Origin of the sequence: Streptococcus mitis (assembly GCF_946188615.1) — a bacterium.
GTDB classification, from domain to species: Bacteria; Bacillota; Bacilli; order Lactobacillales; family Streptococcaceae; genus Streptococcus; species Streptococcus mitis_BZ.
In genome coordinates, this window is the sequence record NZ_CAMHVK010000005.1 from 54,929 (window position 1) to 73,505 (window position 18,577).

At 41.7% G+C, this 18,577-nt stretch carries 15 protein-coding genes; 4 read left to right on the plus strand and 11 right to left on the minus strand.

What is annotated here, in order from left to right:
- Positions 1 to 5: 5 nt before the first annotated feature.
- Positions 6 to 1,898, minus strand: coding sequence for an endopeptidase PepO (gene pepO / locus OCF95_RS06105; protein WP_261105072.1), 1,893 nt, complete (start codon positions 1,896 to 1,898; stop codon positions 6 to 8).
- A gap of 177 nt (positions 1,899 to 2,075) precedes the next feature.
- Between pepO and OCF95_RS06110 the strand changes: the two genes are divergently transcribed.
- The 4 genes from OCF95_RS06110 to tpx all read left to right on the plus strand — a co-directional run bounded on the left by OCF95_RS06110 (position 2,076) and on the right by tpx (position 5,333).
- Positions 2,076 to 2,798: a metal ABC transporter ATP-binding protein gene (locus tag OCF95_RS06110; RefSeq protein WP_064276573.1), complete on the plus strand. Its 723-nt coding sequence runs from the start codon at positions 2,076 to 2,078 to the stop codon at positions 2,796 to 2,798.
- Positions 2,795 to 3,643 carry a metal ABC transporter permease gene (locus tag OCF95_RS06115; protein WP_033682180.1) on the plus strand — a complete coding sequence of 283 codons (849 nt, stop codon included), beginning with the start codon at positions 2,795 to 2,797 and terminating at the stop codon, positions 3,641 to 3,643. The genes OCF95_RS06110 and OCF95_RS06115 overlap by 4 nt, the downstream gene beginning before the upstream one ends.
- A 31-nt stretch (positions 3,644 to 3,674) precedes the next feature.
- On the plus strand, positions 3,675 to 4,604 hold the full coding sequence (gene psaA / locus OCF95_RS06120; RefSeq protein WP_261081282.1) for a metal ABC transporter substrate-binding lipoprotein/adhesin PsaA: 930 nt from the start codon (positions 3,675 to 3,677) through the stop codon (positions 4,602 to 4,604).
- Positions 4,605 to 4,841: 237 nt separating this feature from the next.
- Positions 4,842 to 5,333 (plus strand): thiol peroxidase, encoded by a 492-nt coding sequence (gene tpx / locus OCF95_RS06125; protein ID WP_000256026.1) that lies wholly within the window; start codon positions 4,842 to 4,844, stop codon positions 5,331 to 5,333.
- Positions 5,334 to 5,429: 96 nt separating this feature from the next.
- Here the strand turns inward: tpx and OCF95_RS06130 are convergent, their stop codons facing one another.
- The 10 genes from OCF95_RS06130 to OCF95_RS06175 form a co-directional block, all read right to left on the minus strand.
- Positions 5,430 to 8,138, minus strand: a complete 2,709-nt coding sequence (locus tag OCF95_RS06130; RefSeq protein WP_261105073.1) for an ABC transporter permease — start codon at positions 8,136 to 8,138, stop codon at positions 5,430 to 5,432.
- Between the two features lies 1 nt (position 8,139).
- Positions 8,140 to 8,841, minus strand: coding sequence for an ABC transporter ATP-binding protein (locus OCF95_RS06135; RefSeq protein WP_261105074.1), 702 nt, complete (start codon positions 8,839 to 8,841; stop codon positions 8,140 to 8,142).
- Positions 8,842 to 9,086: 245 nt separating this feature from the next.
- Positions 9,087 to 11,498 (minus strand): glycoside hydrolase family 95 protein, encoded by a 2,412-nt coding sequence (locus tag OCF95_RS06140; protein ID WP_261105075.1) that lies wholly within the window; start codon positions 11,496 to 11,498, stop codon positions 9,087 to 9,089.
- A 52-nt stretch (positions 11,499 to 11,550) separates the two neighbouring features.
- Positions 11,551 to 12,243 carry a phosphoglycerate mutase gene (locus OCF95_RS06145; RefSeq protein WP_000240129.1) on the minus strand — a complete coding sequence of 231 codons (693 nt, stop codon included), beginning with the start codon at positions 12,241 to 12,243 and terminating at the stop codon, positions 11,551 to 11,553.
- Positions 12,244 to 12,388: 145 nt separating this feature from the next.
- Positions 12,389 to 15,181 carry an isoleucine--tRNA ligase gene (ileS, locus tag OCF95_RS06150; protein WP_261105076.1) on the minus strand — a complete coding sequence of 931 codons (2,793 nt, stop codon included), beginning with the start codon at positions 15,179 to 15,181 and terminating at the stop codon, positions 12,389 to 12,391.
- Between the two features lie 251 nt (positions 15,182 to 15,432).
- Complete coding sequence (locus OCF95_RS06155) at positions 15,433 to 16,308, minus strand: DivIVA domain-containing protein (protein WP_315899055.1); 876 nt, start codon at positions 16,306 to 16,308, stop codon at positions 15,433 to 15,435.
- A gap of 8 nt (positions 16,309 to 16,316) precedes the next feature.
- Positions 16,317 to 17,102 carry a YlmH family RNA-binding protein gene (locus OCF95_RS06160; protein ID WP_214615049.1) on the minus strand — a complete coding sequence of 262 codons (786 nt, stop codon included), beginning with the start codon at positions 17,100 to 17,102 and terminating at the stop codon, positions 16,317 to 16,319.
- Positions 17,099 to 17,362 (minus strand): YggT family protein, encoded by a 264-nt coding sequence (locus OCF95_RS06165; RefSeq protein WP_049546529.1) that lies wholly within the window; start codon positions 17,360 to 17,362, stop codon positions 17,099 to 17,101. Before OCF95_RS06165 ends, OCF95_RS06160 begins: the two co-directional genes overlap by 4 nt.
- Complete coding sequence (locus OCF95_RS06170) at positions 17,362 to 17,895, minus strand: cell division protein SepF (RefSeq protein WP_049544859.1); 534 nt, start codon at positions 17,893 to 17,895, stop codon at positions 17,362 to 17,364. The genes OCF95_RS06165 and OCF95_RS06170 overlap by 1 nt, the downstream gene beginning before the upstream one ends.
- 10 nt (positions 17,896 to 17,905) lie before the next feature.
- Entirely contained in the window at positions 17,906 to 18,577 is a 672-nt protein-coding gene (locus tag OCF95_RS06175; RefSeq protein ID WP_049551304.1) for a YggS family pyridoxal phosphate-dependent enzyme, read from the minus strand.

Here is an 18,577-nt window from a genome sequence, read left to right on the forward strand (position 1 = left end):
TTGCCTTACCAAATAATCACGCGCTCCTCTGGCGAACGCCACATACCGTCTCCTTCTTTGACATCATAGGTTGTAAAGAAATCATCGAAGTTTGGTACTTGTACATTGACACGGAGTTTGGCTGGCGCGTGCACATCGACGCTGGCCAAGAGTTTCATAAATTCTGGACGACCTTTCATGCGCCAGATGCGACCGAAGTTGTAGAAGAATTCTTCTGCTGAGAAGTCTGGCTCTCTCTTAGCTGCTTCAAGCGCTGCTGCGATTCCTCCCAAGTCAGCCACGTTTTCTGATACAGTCAATTTACCGTTGATGGTTGCTCCATAAGAATCCTGTCCATCAAATTGGTCAATGACTTTTTGTGTTTTCTCCTTGAAGGCAGCATAGTCACTCTCTGTCCACCAATCCTTGAGGCTACCATTTTCATCAAAGGAAGCTCCGTTGGTATCAAAGGCGTGGGAAATTTCATGGGCAATAACCGCCCCAATACCACCATAGTTAGCAGAAGATGACTGATGCAAGTCATAGAAAGGGGCCTGTAAAATAGCCGCTGGGAAGACAATCAGGTTCTTCTGTGGATTGTAGTAAGCATTGACCATATGAGCAGGCATGCCCCACTCCTTGTAGTCTACAGGTTGGTTCCACTTGCTCCAACTGTGCTTGATTTCCACACGCGCAAAGGCTAGAGCATTGTCAAAAAGGCTAGCATTTTCATCCACTACCTTGTCCTTGTAGCGTTCTGGTAATTCTTCTGGGTAACCGATATAAGGCTTGATGACATTGAGTTTGACGATGGCCTTGTCACGAGTTTCTGGAGTCAGCCAGTCATTTTTAGCCAAGCGTTCTTTATAAACATCAATCATGGTTGCCACTTTTTTCTCTACGTCCGCCTTAGCTTCTGGAGAGAATTTTTCATGGGCATACCAGAGACCCAATGCTTGTTTGAATGGACCTTGTGCTAGCTGGTAGGCTGCCTTAACCTTGTCTTTGGCTTCTGGAACTCCTGAAAGCGCACGGCTATAGGCACCTGACAAGACACGGATTTCTTCTGTTAAATAGCTGGTTGAAAGATTCACAACACTCAAAATCAAGGTTGCCTTGAGGAGAGGCCATGCCTCTTCACTATAGAATTGGTCTGCTGCTTGCCAGAAACGTTCCTCGTCTACGATAACCTTGTCTGGTACTTGTCCCAGAACGGCTTGGAAGAAGTCATCCAAAGGTAGGGCAGGTGCGAATTTCTTGAAATCTTCGTAAGCATATGGGTGGTAGAGTTTAGCATACTCTGAACTTTCTTCATTAGAAAGCACTACTGCCGCAATTCGGCGATCCAATTCTAGTCTTTTCTCTAGCAAGTCTTCAATTTCTGCATCAGAGAAATCATAAGCTTTGAGGAGATTTGCGCTGCTTTCTTTCCAAAGAGTCAAGAGCTCTTCGCGCTGAGGATGATCTTCTGCATAGTAGGTCGTATCTGGCAGAATCGTGCTTGGAGCGCTAGCCCATAAAACGTTGATTCTGGCATCCATAAAGTCTGGCGATACACCAAAAGGAAGGAAGTTTGGTTTTCCTGCAAGCTCAAACTCTGCTAGTTTAGCTGTAAAATCTGCAAAAGTCTCCAATTCTTGGAATTCTTTAAGGAGTGATAAGACAGGTGTGATACCGTCAGCTTCTCTCTTGTCAAAATCACGAACTAGGCGGTGGTATTTGACAAAGTTTGCCAAGATAGCATCCTCAGGCACCTCTTCACCTGCCAACCACTTGTCTGTTGTCGCCAACATCAAGTCTTCAATTTCATGGTCTAAATCAACAAAACCTCCTGTTTGAGACTTATCTGCTGGGATTTCAGCTGTCTTCTGCCATTCTCCATTGATAGCATCATAAAAATCATCTTGATAACGTGTCATCTTGTTCTCGCTTTCATTTGTACTTGTTTTTAGCTTAACAAAAATTGCTGGGGAATGCAATTAAAAATGAACTTTCCTTTTCCATCATTTTTCAGTTATTATTTTAATTTTTTCAAAAATTAACTTGACTTAATTTTTTTTTTAATGTATATTAAGAGACAGGAGGAATACAAGTTTATGATACGTATCGAAAACCTCAGTGTCTCCTACAAAGAAACATTGGCACTTAAGGATATTTCACTAGTGCTCCAAGGACCAACAATTACCGGAATCATTGGTCCAAACGGTGCTGGAAAATCAACATTATTAAAAGGTATGCTGGGAATTATCCCACATCAAGGTCAGGCATTTCTCGATGACAAGGAAGTTAAAAAATCCTTACACCGAATTGCCTATGTCGAACAAAAAATCAATATCGACTACAACTTTCCCATCAAGGTCAAGGAATGCGTCTCGCTAGGACTCTTTCCCTCTATCCCTCTCTTTCGCAGTTTAAACGCTAAACATTGGAGAAAAGTAGAGGAAGCCCTTGAAATCGTCGGCCTAGCTGACTACGCAGAACGGCAAATCAGTCAACTATCTGGAGGTCAGTTCCAGCGGGTTTTGATTGCCAGATGTTTGGTCCAGGAAGCCGATTATATCCTCTTGGATGAACCCTTTGTTGGGATTGACTCTGTCAGTGAGGAAATCATCATGAATACGCTGAGAGATTTGAAAAAAGCTGGGAAGACGGTTCTCATCGTCCACCACGATCTCAGCAAGGTTCCCCACTACTTCGATCAAGTCTTGCTTGTCAATCGAGAAGTGATTGCCTTTGGTCCAACCAAAGAAACCTTTACCGAAGCCAATCTCAAAGAAGCTTACGGTAATCGACTCTTTTTCAATGGAGGTGACCTATGATTGCAGAATTTATCGATGGATTGCAAAAATTCCATTTCTTACAAAATGCCTTGATAACAGCCATTGTCGTCGGGGTCGTAGCTGGAGCTGTAGGATGTTTCATCATTCTACGCGGGATGTCACTCATGGGAGATGCCATTTCACATGCTGTCTTACCAGGTGTAGCCCTCTCCTTCATCTTGGGCGTTGACTTCTTTATCGGAGCCATTGTCTTTGGATTGCTAGCTGCCATCATCATTACCTACATCAAGGGGAACTCGATTATCAAAAGCGATACCGCCATCGGCATTACCTTTTCTTCTTTCTTAGCCCTCGGTATCATCTTGATTAGTGTCGCTAAAAGTTCAACTGACCTTTTCCATATCCTTTTTGGTAATATCCTAGCCGTCCAAGATACGGATATGTTTATTACTATGGGTGTTGGGGCAGTCATTCTCTTGTTAATCTGGATTTTCTTCAAGCAACTCTTGATAACATCCTTTGATGAACTCTTGGCTAAAGCCATGGGAATGCCTGTCAATTTCTATCACTACCTTCTCATGGTACTCCTGACTCTCGTGTCTGTGACAGCCATGCAAAGTGTCGGAACTATCCTGATTGTAGCCATGCTGATTACCCCAGCTGCAACTGCTTATCTGTATGCTAATAGCCTGAAAAGCATGATTTTCCTTTCCTCAACTTTTGGAGCTACTGCTTCAGTTTTGGGACTCTTTATCGGCTATAGCTTTAACGTTGCGGCAGGTTCTAGTATCGTGCTCACAGCTGCTAGTTTCTTTCTCATTAGCTTCTTTATCGCTCCAAAACAACGATATTTGAAACTGAAAAATAAACATTTGTTAAAATAAGGGGTAAAACCCCAATAAATTGGAGGATCTAATGAAAAAATTAGGTACATTGTTGGTTCTTTTTCTTTCCGCCATTGTTCTTGTAGCATGTGGTAGCGGAAAAAAAGATGCAGCTTCTGGTCAAAAACTAAAAGTTGTTGCTACAAACTCAATCATCGCTGATATTACTAAAAATATTGCCGGTGACAAGATTGATCTTCACAGTATCGTTCCTGTTGGCCAAGACCCACACGAATACGAACCACTCCCTGAAGACGTTAAGAAAACTTCTCAGGCTGATTTGATTTTCTATAACGGTATCAACCTTGAAACAGGTGGCAATGCTTGGTTTACAAAATTGGTAGAAAATGCTAAGAAAACTGAAAACAAAGACTACTTTGCAGTCAGCGAAGGCGTTGATGTTATCTACCTTGAAGGTCAAAACGAAAAAGGCAAAGAAGACCCACACGCTTGGCTTAACCTTGAAAACGGTATGATTTTTGCTAAGAATATCGCTAAACAATTGAGCGCTAAAGACCCTAGCAACAAGGAATTCTACGAAAAAAATCTCAAAGAATATACTGATAAGCTAGACAAACTTGACAAGGAAGCTAAAGAGAAATTTAACAACATTCCTGCTGATAAAAAACTTATCGTAACCAGCGAAGGATGCTTCAAATACTTCTCTAAAGCCTATGGTGTCCCAAGTGCTTACATCTGGGAAATCAATACCGAAGAAGAAGGAACACCTGAACAAATCAAGACCTTGGTTGAAAAACTTCGCCAAACAAAAGTTCCATCACTCTTTGTAGAATCAAGTGTGGATGACCGTCCAATGAAGACTGTTTCACAAGACACAAACATCCCAATCTACGCACAAATCTTTACTGACTCTATCGCAGAACAAGGTAAAGAAGGCGACAGCTACTACAACATGATGAAATACAACCTTGATAAGATTGCTGAAGGATTGGCAAAATAATACTCTTCGAAAATCAAATTCAAACCACGTCAGCTTTATCTGCAACCTCAAAGCGGTGCTTTGAGCAACCTGCGGCTAGCTTACTAGTTTGCTCTTTGATTTTCATTGAGTATAAGCCTCTGGAAAACGTCATTCTCACATGAGCTGGCGTTTTTTCTATGCCCATATTTCCGGTCAAATCATTGGAAAATTCCGACTGTTTCAGCTAAAATGGAAGAAAAAAGATTGGAGTATCTTATGGTAACTTTTCTCGGAAATCCTGTGAGCTTTACAGGTAAACAACTACAAGTCGGCGACAAGGCACTTGATTTTTCACTCACTACAACAGACCTTTCTAAAAAATCTCTGGCTGATTTTGATGGCAAGAAAAAAGTCTTGAGTGTCGTGCCTTCTATCGATACAGGCATCTGCTCAACTCAAACGCGTCGTTTTAATGAAGAACTGGCTGGACTGGATAATACCGTTGTCTTGACTGTTTCAATGGACCTCCCTTTTGCCCAAAAACGTTGGTGCGGTGCTGAAGGTATTGAAAATGCGATTATGCTGTCAGACTATTTTGATCATTCCTTTGGACGCGATTATGCTCTCTTAATCAATGAGTGGCATCTATTGGCACGCGCAGTCTTTGTCCTCGATACTGACAATACGATTCGCTACGTTGAATACGTGGACAATATCAACTCTGAACCAAACTTTGAAGCCGCAATTGCAGCTGCTAAAGCCCTATAGAAAAAATCCTCTGTCACAAAGAGTTCCCTACTCTTTGAAACGGAGGATTTTTTATTTACGAGTATATATAAGTTCAATCAGATAAAAGCAACTACCTTACTCTACAGATTTCAAGGCTTCAAGCATATCAACCTTTCTCAGATGATGATTGACGAAGAAACCAAGCAAGGTCAAAATGATGCTTACTGCTGCCACTGGGATTACATAGACTTCCCAGCCTACCTGCGGATAAAAGAGAATAGTAGCAGGCGAAATCATTTGAATCAAAAATTGATGTAAATAGAAACCAGATACCAAACCAAGTACGATTCCCACAAGGGACAGCACAATCGTCTCACGGTAAATGTAGAGAGTGACTTCATTATTATGAAAACCGAGAACCTTGATAGTGGAGAGTTCACGGATTCTCTCAGCTACGTTAATGTTGGTTAGATTGTAAAGGATAACGATAGCCAACAGAACCGATACGATGACCAAGATGGTCATAGTCTGATTGAGTGAGCTAGCGACGGAGTCAAAGAGTCGAATGGCTGAAGCATTTTGGACAACGCTGGACACCGCAGCTTGATTCATAAGTAAGCCGGCCTGCCTTTCGATACTAGTTGCACTGGTATCCCTTAGCGAAACCAGATAAGTGTTGGCTTGGGGTAGCTGGCCGTAAATTTGCTCATAGCTAGCCTGACTCATATAAATAAAGTGACCAACGTAGTTCTCAGTAATAGCAGCAACCGTTAATTCCTTACCTTCAATTTCTAGAGTTTGTCCAACCTTGACACCTGCCAGCTGGGCAAGTTTAGCTGTAATAACGACGCCATCTTTTAATGTCAGCTCCTGCTGATGATGTTGCAGATGGATAAAGGGAGTCAAATCCTCCTTCTCTGTCATCATAAGAGTAACAGTCTGAAGACCAGCCTTGCCTTTAAAATCCTTGTCTAGCGTCTTAGAATAAATTTTCTGGTAGGCTTGAATAGCCTGACCTTTCAACACTTCTTCTAGATTTGCCTTGTCTTGATTGGTCGCACTAAGATTTTCAGAGACAATCATTTGATACTGTTGGATTTGTTGAAACTGTCTATACGGAACTCCTGCTACAGAGGATTGAATTCCCAAACCTGCAAAGAGCAGAGCGACTGAACCTGCCACACCAAAGATCGTCATCAACATCCGCTGTTTATAACGGAAGATATTACGGGCTGTTACCTTATGGGTAAAACTGAGACGACGCCAGATAAAACCGATGCGCTCTAGTAAGATTTCAGCTCCTTTAACAGGAGGTTTAGGCAATAAAAGCTGGGCTGCTTCGTCATGAAGTTCCCTACGAGCTACCAAGTAGGCTGGTAGCACACTCGCCAACCAACTCAAGACAAGAGCCAGTAAGCTATAGGTCCAATAGAACTGAATCTGGGTTTCTCCCACCACCATGCCTTTTGTAATGACACTTGAAATCACACCTGCTAGTAAATAATGTCCAAGTATGCTACCTAGAGCTGTTCCTACAGTCCCAGCTACTAGACCGTAGAGGAGAAACTTGACGATAATATCCTTACTACGATAGCCCAAGGCCTTAAAAATCCCTGCATGAGTTCGCTCTTCATCCACAAAACGAGTCATGGTTGTAAAGGTCACCATAGCTGCTACGGCATAAAGCACTACAGGAAAGATATTGCCCACTGCCCGAATACTGGCTGAAGCATTGCTGTACATGAGGTAGCCCTGACCACCAGGCATGGTCTGACGATTATAGACCTGATACTTGGGCTCAGCCAAATCATCCAAGACTTGCTGATGTTTTTCTAATTTTTCCTTTTCTTGAGCTAGACTTTGTTCAGCCTGCTTTAGTTTGTCCTCTTCCTTGCTCAATTCCTGCTTAGCTTGGGTAAGTTGAGAACTAGCTTGCTCTCTCTGGGCTTGAGGAAGCAAGGCTAGTTGACTTTCCTGAGCCTGTAAACGAGCTTGAGCAACTGCTAAACGACGCTTGCCTTCCTGCAAATTAGTCTCAGCCTTATCAAGGGTTTCTTTGCCTTTGTCTAGAGACTCTTGTCCTTCTTTTCTCAAGAGTTGTAGACGTGCCTTGCCATTATCAGATAGAACTTGTTCAAGTTCTTCCTGATGTTGCTTGGATTTCTCTTCATAAGCTGCTGAAAAAGCATTTAATCCTGACAAATCTTGATATTTCAAACGAGCTATATTGTAGACTTTCTGATCAAACTGACTAGGTAAAATCACTCCATAGGCTGTCAGAGTCCCACTTCCACTTCCTGCGTAGCCCATATCTCGCTGGGAGAGGATTTCAGCCGAATCCACAAAACCAGTAATGGTATAAGTATGGTCTTTTAAAGAGGAATGACCCTCCTCTTTTTCTTTAAAACTAATCTCCTGTCCCATGCTGTATTGGCCTTGCAAATGAGTGGCCAAAGCGATTTCCTTGTCTGACTGAGGAAGTCGTCCCTCTCTTAGCTGAAAGGTTGAAATTCGCTCTGGTTTGGAGTACAGCCGAGTGGCATCCTGCCCATTCTCCATAGTCACATCTGTCAAATAGCCAAACTCAATCTCTGCGCCCTCTATCTGTTCTAGTTCTTCTTGATCTGCTTGATCCAAACCATAATTAGACATAACTGCCAAATCCAAGGTTTGAGCAGTTGTTAAATAAGCATTAGCTGTCGCCTCCATGTTGGGGCTAGTCACTTTGAGGCCTACTAGGGCTAAAGAACCCAGCATCATCAATGTCAAGATAGATAAAAAGCGTCCCTTGGAGCCTGTAAAGGACTGAATTAAGTCCTTCCAATAGGTTTTTCGCTTGATCATGCTAGTACTCCAAACTGTCGATATCCTGAGGATACTGGTTCCTCACCACATCCTTGACACTGGCATCGTGCATATGAATCACGCGATCAGCAATGGGCGCCAAAGCTCCATTGTGAGTCACGATGATTACCGTCGCTCCCTTTTGACGAGACATATCTTGCAGAATTTTCAAAACCTGCTTGCCCGTCTGATAATCCAAGGCGCCTGTCGGTTCGTCACAAAGGAGAATTTTAGGATTTTTAGCTACCGCGCGTGCAATGGAGACTCGCTGTTGCTCCCCTCCAGAAAGCTGGGCTGGAAAGTTATTGAGACGATGAGCCAGACCTACATCTGTCAAGACCTGTTCAGGATTCAAGGCATCTGTCACGATTTCTGAAGCCAACTCCACATTTTCCTTAGCGGTTAGATTGGAAACTAGATTATAAAACTGAAAAACAAAGCCGACATCATTGCGGCGGTAATTGGTTCTCTGGTAGGAACTATAGTCTGCAATATTAGCATCATCAATCCAGATTTCCCCCTCATCATTGGTATCCATTCCCCCAAGAAGGTTAAGAACCGTTGACTTGCCTGCACCAGATGCACCTAGAATAATCACCAATTCACCCTTTTCAATTTCAAAATTCACATCGCGATTAGCCACAATCTCCGTGTCCCCAACCTGATAACGCTTGTAACAGTGTTTCATCTCAATATAAGCCATCAGACCCACCCTCTCTCAAACAAATTACTTCCTACTACCATTATAACGCTTTTTCAACTAGTTGGAAACTGCTTACATTCTCAAATCCTTATTAAAAGGCAGTTTCAAATTACTGCCTTCTAACACTCAATGAAAATCAAAGAGCAAACTAGGAAGCTAGCCGCAGGTTGCTCAAAGCACCGCTTTGAGGTTGCAGATAAAGCTGACGTGGTTTGAATTTGATTTTAGAAGAGTATAACATCTTCTTAAAAATAAAATTGAACCAGATCACCTTCTGCTGTTGCCACTGAAATACAATCTTTCCCCATGCATTTCACTTCTGCTTTTTCTTGATTCATTTCAATCACACTCTTCTCAATGCCTGGATAAGTGACTCGCAAATCTCCCCCACTTCTTGATAAAATGGTCAACTGTAAGAGTTTTTTATCCGCCCAACTCATGCTAACTTCAAAATGTCCACGTGCCATTAAGCCTGAAACAGAACCTGTTGACCATGCATCGGGTAGGGCGGCTAGAGGTACCAGATAAGCTGTATGAGACTGGAGCAACATTTCTGCCATGCCACTAGTAGCACCAAAATTACCATCTATCTGAAAAGGAGGATGACTACACCAAAGATTTGGCAAGGTGGATGACTTTAACTGCTCTGCTAATAATTTATGGGCTCGATTGCCATCTCCTAGACGCGCCCAAAGATTGATCTTATTAGCCTTGGACCAGCCTGTGCCGCCATCTCCACGATCATTGAGGCTAGCACGCGCCGCTACAAGATACTCTTGTCCCTTATAGCTAAAGAGATTGCCAGGATAGAGTCCCACTAGATGGGAAGCGTGCCGATGCTGGGCCTCCTCTTTCTCCTTTTGAAAATACTGCTCTTCCTCCTCATACCACTCCCTGATTCGACCAGATTGAGTGATTTGAAGAGGATTAAGCAAGTAAAACTTCTCCTTGACCTCAGTCAACAAATCCCCATCCAGCCCCAATTCCTGAGCAGCCTGTATAAAATCATGAAATAACTGCCAAATCAGAGATTGGTCATAAGTATTGCCAATCGAAATCGGCCCATGTTCTGGCGAATAAGACGGAGAGGACACCCAACGTTGCGCCTGCTGATCCTCATGTAAAAAACCATTCCAAAAACGAACCGTTTCCCTCAACATGGGATAAATTTTCTCCCTGAGATAGTCTTGGTCCCTATAAAATAAATAGGCTTCATAAACCGTTTGCATCATCCACGCATTGGCAGCTGGTGACCAACCCCAATAGTAATCCCAACCAGGTGCCGTCCAGCCAAAAGGAGTCGCTTGAGTATGAACCAACCAACCATTCTCCTCACCTTTCTGAGAGACGATTCCTGCATACCTTGCAGCCGCTATGCGACCATAGACACGCAAATCATCGATATAGTTGATGACCGGAAAGGCCGTTTCTAAGAGGTTAGTCACATAGGCTGGCCAATAATTCATCTGCAAGTTGATATTCAGGTGATAGTCCGAATTCCAAGGAGGATTGTCGACCGCATTCCAGACTCCCTGTAGGTTAGCTGGTAGAGCATCTGGGCAATCTCTGGAAGAACTAATCAATAAATACCTCCCATACTGGAAGAACAGTTCCTCCAAAGCCTGCCCCTCTTGTGGCTTATAATTTTTTAGCAAATTATCTGTAGTGGATGTGTCTACATCAGCTCCCAAATCCAATTGAACACGTTGGAATAAGGCTTGGTAATCCTGAATATGCCTTGATTTCAATTGGGCATAGCCCTTTTCTTTAGCTATCTCCACCAAGTCCTTAACCTGTTTCTCTAAATCTATTTTCTTGCGATAATTACTAGCAGGATTTTGGGCAAAATCAGTCTTAGCAGCCAAGAAAAGATTGGCATAACTGGCTCCTGATATCTGAGCCTTATCTGACCAAACTCTAATATCCCCATCTGTTTCCCAAGCTAAACAGCTAGCAAACTGCAGGTCATTGTCCTTAACTCTTCCCTTCATCAAGATATGAGAATCAGTAATATCCAACTTGCATTCCTTGTAATCAGATTTTTCCTCCTCATACTTTCCATCAGAAGCCAAATCACGACTTAGCGACAGTTCTATAGTAAAATCTAGAGTTTCCGCCCCTTCCTTAGTAAAGCGCTGAACCAAGAGATTATCTGGAAAACTCGCAAAAGCTTCACGTTCAAATTTCGTTCCCTTATAGACATAAGAAGTCGTCGCAAGCGCCTTACTGATATTCAGTTGCCTCTGGTAATCCGTAACCTGAGACAAAGTCGTACCTTGCTGACTAAACTCAATGTGAATATCCCCAAAGGATAGATAGGTCCCATATTGACTCGTTTTTGGCCCGATCAGGTGCTGTTCAGCCAGTTCCTTAGCCCGATTGTAATCTCTCTTTTCCAAAGCCTGCCGAATCTCAGCTAAAAAACCATACTGGTCCTGAAGATTTCCACCCTGATAATCGGAACTATCAGGAAGTGGACCACCAGACCAGAGACTTTTTTCATTAAATTGAATCCTCTCAGCCCCTATAATCCCAAATACTTTTGCCCCTAAAGAACCATTGCCTATTGGTAAAGCCTCTTCTTCCCAACCCTTATATGTTGTTGAAGCTGGTCTCTTGTAGGCCAATACATAATCTTGTTTTTTATTCCTTATCATACTACCATACTAACATAAAAAGCCTAGAAATCAATTCTAGACTTACAATTTTTTATTTTCCAAGGTAGTATTCAGAAACTACGTTCAATTTTTCGTCGAATTCGAATACCAATGGTGGGAAGTTAGGGATTTCCACGTCCATGATTTCGTCGTCTGACAAACCTTTGATGTGTTTTACAAGGGCACGGATTGAGTTACCGTGAGCTCCTACGAATACGTTTTTACCATCTTTAAGAGCTGGAGCGATTTTATCTTCCCAGAATGGAAGGGCACGTTCCAAAGTCACTTTCAAGTTTTCAGCATCTGGAATAACTGAATCGTCAAGTGAAGCGTAACGACGGTCTGTGTGAGCTGAGTGCTCATCATCACGATCCATGTTTGGAGGCAATACATCGTATGAACGACGCCAGATGTGAACTTGCTCATCACCAAATTGTTCAGCAGCTTCAGCTTTGTTTTTACCAGTCAAACCACCGTAGTGACGTTCGTTCAAACGCCATGATTTTTCAACTGGAACCCACAATTGGTCAGAAGCTTCAAGAGCCAAGTTAGTTGTTTTAATCGCACGTTTCAATACTGAAGTATAAGCTTGGTCAAATTCGATACCAGCTTCTTTGATCAATTTACCAGCGTCAATCGCTTGTTGTGTACCTTTTTCAGACAAATCAACATCAGCCCAACCAGTGAAAAGGTTAGCTTTGTTCCATTCAGACTCACCGTGGCGAGCAAAAACCAATTTTACCATTAGATGGATTCTCCTTTAAATTTTCCGAGGTTTTCCCTCGTTTATCTATTCTATTTTACACAATTTTTCACAAAAAAGCTAGTCAAAACCAAAAAGGAAAGGACTGTTTGGCAATCCTTTTCCTTCTTAGTATCATACAACAACCCTATTTCTCTTCAAATCCTTCTGCGACTGCTTCCGCAAAGTTTTCTTCTACGATGCTTGCACAGTGGTCACAAATGACTGCGTGGTAGCTGCGTTCTGCTGTTGTTGGATCGATACGACGGCAACGGTCACATACTTCACCTGCAGCACGTTCAACTGTAAAGGCTACATCTTCGAAGCTAACGGCAGCTTCTGGAGCTGGTCCTTCTGCGATGGTCAAGTCTGACACGATCAAAAGTTGAGCCACATTGCTGTTTACTGCTTCAAGTAGAGTTTTCACCACTTCATTTGGATAAACTGTCAAGTGTGCTTCAAGTGATTTACCGATAACTTTGGCATTACGAGCCTCTTCCAAGGCTTTTTGAGCTTGTCCACGGAAATCCATAAAGGCTGCCCATGTATCCAAGATTTCTTCTTGATTAGCAAAAGTTTCCGCTTCTGGCAATTCTGATAATTGAACGAAGTCTTCTGCTTCAAATTCAAGATATGACCAGATTTCCTCTGCTGTGTGAGGAAGAATTGGTGTCAAGAGTTTGGTGATTTTGACAAGAATGTCATAGAAGACAGTCTGCATTTGACGGCGTTCCAATGATTTGGCACCTTCGATGTAAACAACATCTTTAGCAAAATCAAGATAGAAGGCTGACAAATCAACGTTGATAAAGTTCACCAAGGCCTTATAGATTGTCAAGAATTCAAAGTTTGCATAAGCATCACGAATGGTCTTGACAAGCTGGTTAAAGCGAATCGTCATGTACTTATCAACTGAACGAAGTTCATCGTAAGCGACTGCATCTTGAGCTGGGTTAAAGTCAGATGTATTGGCAATCAAGAAACGAAGGGTGTTACGAATCTTACGGTAAGTTTCAGAGACTTGGCTCAAGATATCCATAGAGATACGCACGTCGTTGGTTGAGTCTACACTTGTTACCCAAAGACGCAAGATTTCAGCACCAAATTGTTTTTCAACATCGCTTGGAGCAATGGTATTTCCAAGAGATTTAGACATCTTCTCACCTTTACCGTCAAGGGCAAAACCTTGTGACAAGATTTGTTTGTAAGGTGCTACGCCATGGTTAGCAACTGAGGTGATGAGCGATGAGTTGAACCAACCACGGTATTGGTCAGAACCTTCTAGGTAAAGGTCTGCTGGGTAAGTTAACTCAGGACGGTTTACCACAACTCCATTCCATGATGAACCTGAGTCAAACCAAACGTCCATGATATCAGTTTCTTTTTTGAACTCGCCATTTGGTGAACCTGGATGAGTAAATCCTTCTGGCAAGAGGTCCTTAGCATCACGTTCCCACCAAATGCTTGAACCATGTTCCTCAAAGAGTTGAGCCACGTGTTCAATAGTTTCAGCAGTCATAATCGCTGTACCGTCTTCAGCGTAGAAGATAGGAAGTGGAACACCCCAAGCACGTTGACGAGAGATAACCCAGTCACCACGGTCACGAATCATGTTGTAAAGACGAACTTTACCCCATTCTGAGTGGAATTTCACTTTTTCAATTTCATCCAAAATTTCTTGGCGGAATTTAGAAACTGAAGCAAACCATTGTGGTACTGCACGCCAGATGATTGGTTTCTTAGTACGCCAGTCAAATGGGTATGAGTGAGAGATTTCTTCTTGGGCAAGAAGGAGGTTACCAAGTTTCTCGATAACAGTTGGAACTACCTTTTCATAGAATTGACCTTCAAACTCAGGACCAGCATTCTTCATCATGATACCACGTTCGTCAACAGTCACTGCGACTTCAAGACCATTAGCAATACCAACATTGTAGTCATCCTCACCAAAACCAGGGGCTGTATGGACAATACCAGTACCAGAGTCAGTGGTAACGTGGTCACCAAGGATAACCAACTCATCTACAGCTGTATCCCATGGGTGTTCTGTTACGATGTGGTTGAGTTCTTGACCACGGTAAGTTGCCAACACTTGAACATCAGCCCAACCAAATTTCTCAGACAAGCTAGTCAATAATTCTGCAGCAACGACAAACTTACGAGTTTCACCAGCAGGTTGAACCAAGACGTAATCAATATCTGCACCAACAGTCAAACCACGAGAAGCTGTGATGGTAAATGGAGTTGTTGTCCAAACTACGATATAAGTATCTGTATCTAGAACACCTTTGCCATCTTTTACCTTATTGGCATAGTAAAGGGAAGTTGAAACCAAATCATGGTATTCAATCTCCGCTTCAGCAAGAGCCGACTCAGATGACCAAGACCAGTAAACTGGTTTAGCACCACGGTATATGTAACCTTTATTAGCCATCTCACCAAATACACGGATTTGAGCTGCTTCATAGTCAGGAGTCAAAGTCACATATGGATTTTCCCAGTCACCAGAAACACCCAAACGTTTGAAGTCTTCGCGTTGTTTATCTACTTGAGAAAGAGCATATTCACGGCAAAGTTTCAAGTACTCAACCAAGTCCATTTCTTTACGTTTGATACCTTGTTTTGCCAAAACTTGCTCGATTGGCAGACCATGTGTATCCCAACCTGGAATATAAGGAGCATAAAATCCTGACATAGACTTAGAACGAACAATGATATCTTTTGAAATCTTGTTCATAGCGTGTCCAACGTGGATATTTCCGTTCGCGTATGGAGGGCCATCATGCAAGGTGAAATGAGGTTTTCCTTGGTTCAATTCTTGACGACGTTGATAAAGTTTTGCGTCTTCCCATTCCTTTTGCCAAACTGGCTCTTTGGTAGGAAGGCCTGCACGCATTGGGAAAGCTGTTTTCCCAAGGTTAAGGGTATCTTTGAGTTTCATGGTATCTCCTTTATAAATAATAACAAATTAAAAACCACGACTTCCAAAAAGGACGAAAATCGTGGTACCACCTTTATTCGAAAAAAGACTCAGCTTTTTTCCTCTTATCCCGTAACGTGGGGAACGTCAAATCTTACTTCATTCAGACTTGATTGTTTGAGAGGATAATCTTATCATTAGGGAATGCAGGACTCACACCATCTCCTGCTCGCTGGAAATATAAGGATAAGATATTGTTCTCAGATTATTTCTTATAAAATTGTAACAGATTCTTGCGGTGCCGCAAAACCTGGTTCTGAGTTTACAGCTTCAGTAGCTGGTGTTGGCCCTGAATAATGGCTTGGAGCTACTTCTGGCTCTTCATACATTGGACCAACTGGATGAGCTGGACTTTCTTCAACAACCGGAGCTGGTGAAACCACTTGTTCTTGCTCAGCTCTAGCTTCGGCTTCCGCAAGTTCCTTATTAGCCGCTTCGATACGCGCTTGCAACTCTGCCATTTCCTCGGGAGAAAACTGGCGAGTAATATCAATTGGTTCTTCCTCTTGATGTTGTTGTAAGACAGAGTCACCTAAGACTTCACTTACTACTTCTTTGAAAGCCTCATCACTTGTTTGAAGATAAGTCGCTGTTGGACGAAGAATATCTTCCCAATCTGAAGATTCAACAATTGCTAACTGGCTCTCAATTGTAGATTTAAGACGTTGATGGAAGACACGACTCTTGTTCTTCAATTCTTCTGTTTCAACAGCAACTTTCTTAGCATTATCAGTTGCTTGACGAAGAATTTCATTTGCCTTGTACTTAGCTTCTTCCAACAAACGTTGTGCATCCTGCTCTGCTTGTTGGATAATATTGTTTGAGCGTTCAGTTGCAGCTTGTTTTACTCGTTCAGCTGTATCTTGTGCAATCAATACAGACTGGCTCAATGAATCTTTCATCTCATCAAAGTAAGACAAACGCTCTTCCAAACTCTTAATATGTAAATCCTTATCATGATTAGAGCGAACCAAATCTTCATAATCACGGACTACAATATCTAAAAATTCATCTACTTCTTCTTGATCAAACCCTCTAAAGCGTGTGCTAAAGGTTTTATCTTTGATTTCTAACGATGTAATTGGCATAATTTTCCTCACTTACTTAATAACAATTGGACCGTTAATTTCTTTTTATCTTTTTTTGTTTGCCCATTATCCCTAACAAGTTTCAATCGACCAAATTTCCTTACACTAATCAAATCACCAACTTGAACTGCATAATCTGATTTTTCAACTAAATGGTAATTGACTTGAACTGCCTGCTTTTCAATTAACTGATTTGCCTGATTTCTAGAGAGCTTGAAGACCCCAGCTAGAAAAACATCTAACCTAGAACTAGCTATACAAATATCTAATTCTTGATAGTCCTCCACTGTATCAATCTTCTCAGTAAAATCCCGTTCTTCTAGACGAACCGGTAGACGAGCAATTTTCGTAATACCGTCTTGAAAAAGGAGAGTAAACTGTCGATTAATGATAATCTGTGCTCTCTCTTCATTGACTAAGATATCACCAAATAGCTTTCTATCAATTCCCAGCTGATTTAAAACAGTTCCTAATATTTTTGCATGTGTTAAGCGTTCAAACTTATTAGGATAAACTATTTCTTGCAAGGAAAGTTCAAAATCAGAAAATTCGGGTTCAAAATAATCAGGATACAGGAGTATCCGCACATATTCAGTTTCAAGAAACTGCCGACTGCTCATGTAGGAGATGCCGTTCGTTGATGCTAGAACTTTTAAAATCTTTTCTTGATGGGGATTTACAAAGGGTGTTAAAAAAGGAGAATAAGAATCTTCTACCTTTTTTATCCATTCTACTCCCTTATCAATAAAAGACGAATCATTCTTAGAAAAGTGTTGATAAATCATCTTGTTCATAGAAAGATCACTAAAAATCGAATCAACTGCTCCCCTAGAAAGTGAACTAGTAATACCGCAATCCAGACAGACAAGTCAAGACCTGCAATCTGTAGGGGCAAACGTTGCAAGGGAGCTATTATCGGTTTCACTAAACTAATAATCAAGCGTCCAAGACGTGATTCATAAGCATTAGGAAACCAAGACATCAGAGCAAACACGATTAAAATCAGTGAATAGATATCCACTGCATTTTGAACAAAACGAATGAGAAAGATCATTATCTCACTCTCGTACGTTTCATATCAAAGCCAAATTCACCATTTTGTGATTCATCTGGAATTTTGATGTCTTCAATATTGACGACAACATCAACTGGTGTCAGCAGGTACATAGTAGATGCTACCTTTTTCATGTTACCAGCTAAAACGTGACGCGCCCCATCCAGATAGTCCAAACAACGACGTGCTTGAACTTCTGTCATATATTGGAAATCAATCAAAATACTTTCGTTACCAGCTAATAAATCAACAATATCTGTGGCATCTTCGTATTTACGTGGATAACGAACATCAATTGTCACCTTATCAGTAGAACGTTGACTTTGCATAGCCAACTCTTGTTGACGGGCATGAAGACGAGTGATGTTTTTATCTTTAGATGGCGTGCTACCAGCTTGTTGAGGCAACTCTTGAACAGAAGGGACTGGAGTCACAATCGGCTCTTCAGCTTTAGGCTGAAATGCAGTACCAACATCTTCTCCATCTTCTGTAAAATAATCTATAAATTTATCAAATCTATCTTTTAAAGACATATTTTCTTTCCTATTTAAAAAATGCTGTACCAATTCTGACAAATGTTGAGCCAAATTCAATCGCTTCCTTGTAGTCACGACTCATACCCATACTCAAGTCCGTCATTGGCATATTGGGAATTTGTTTTTCTCTAATTTCTAGTTGCAAATCCTGCGTAGCTTTAAAAATTTCTTTCAACTCATCACTACTAGCTTCAAAAGGAGCCATGGTCATCAAGCCGACATATTCAATTTTATCTAAGGTGGCCAATTCTGGCAAGAGCTCTAATAGTTCTTCCCTTGAAAAACCATGTTTGCTCTCTTCCCTTGAGATATTTACTTGTAAGAAACACTTAACAACTCTGTCACTTCTTTTTTGAATTTCCTCTGCTAGCTTTAATGAATCCAAAGCGTGGAAATAATCAATATACTGAATGACATCTTTGACCTTGCGTCTTTGCAAGGTTCCAATCAAATGCCAGGTAATATTTCTATCTTTTAAAGCTTCATATTTCTCAAGAAATTTATCCACACGATTTTCACCAATATGATGCACACCTAGCGGAAGCAAAGCCTCCGCTGTCGGTACGTCTACATATTTTGTAACAGCAACAACCGAAACAGAATTGGCTTCTCTTCCTGACTGCTGACTTGCATCTTTTATTTGTTGAAAAACACGTTCTGTATTTTCTTTCAAATTCAT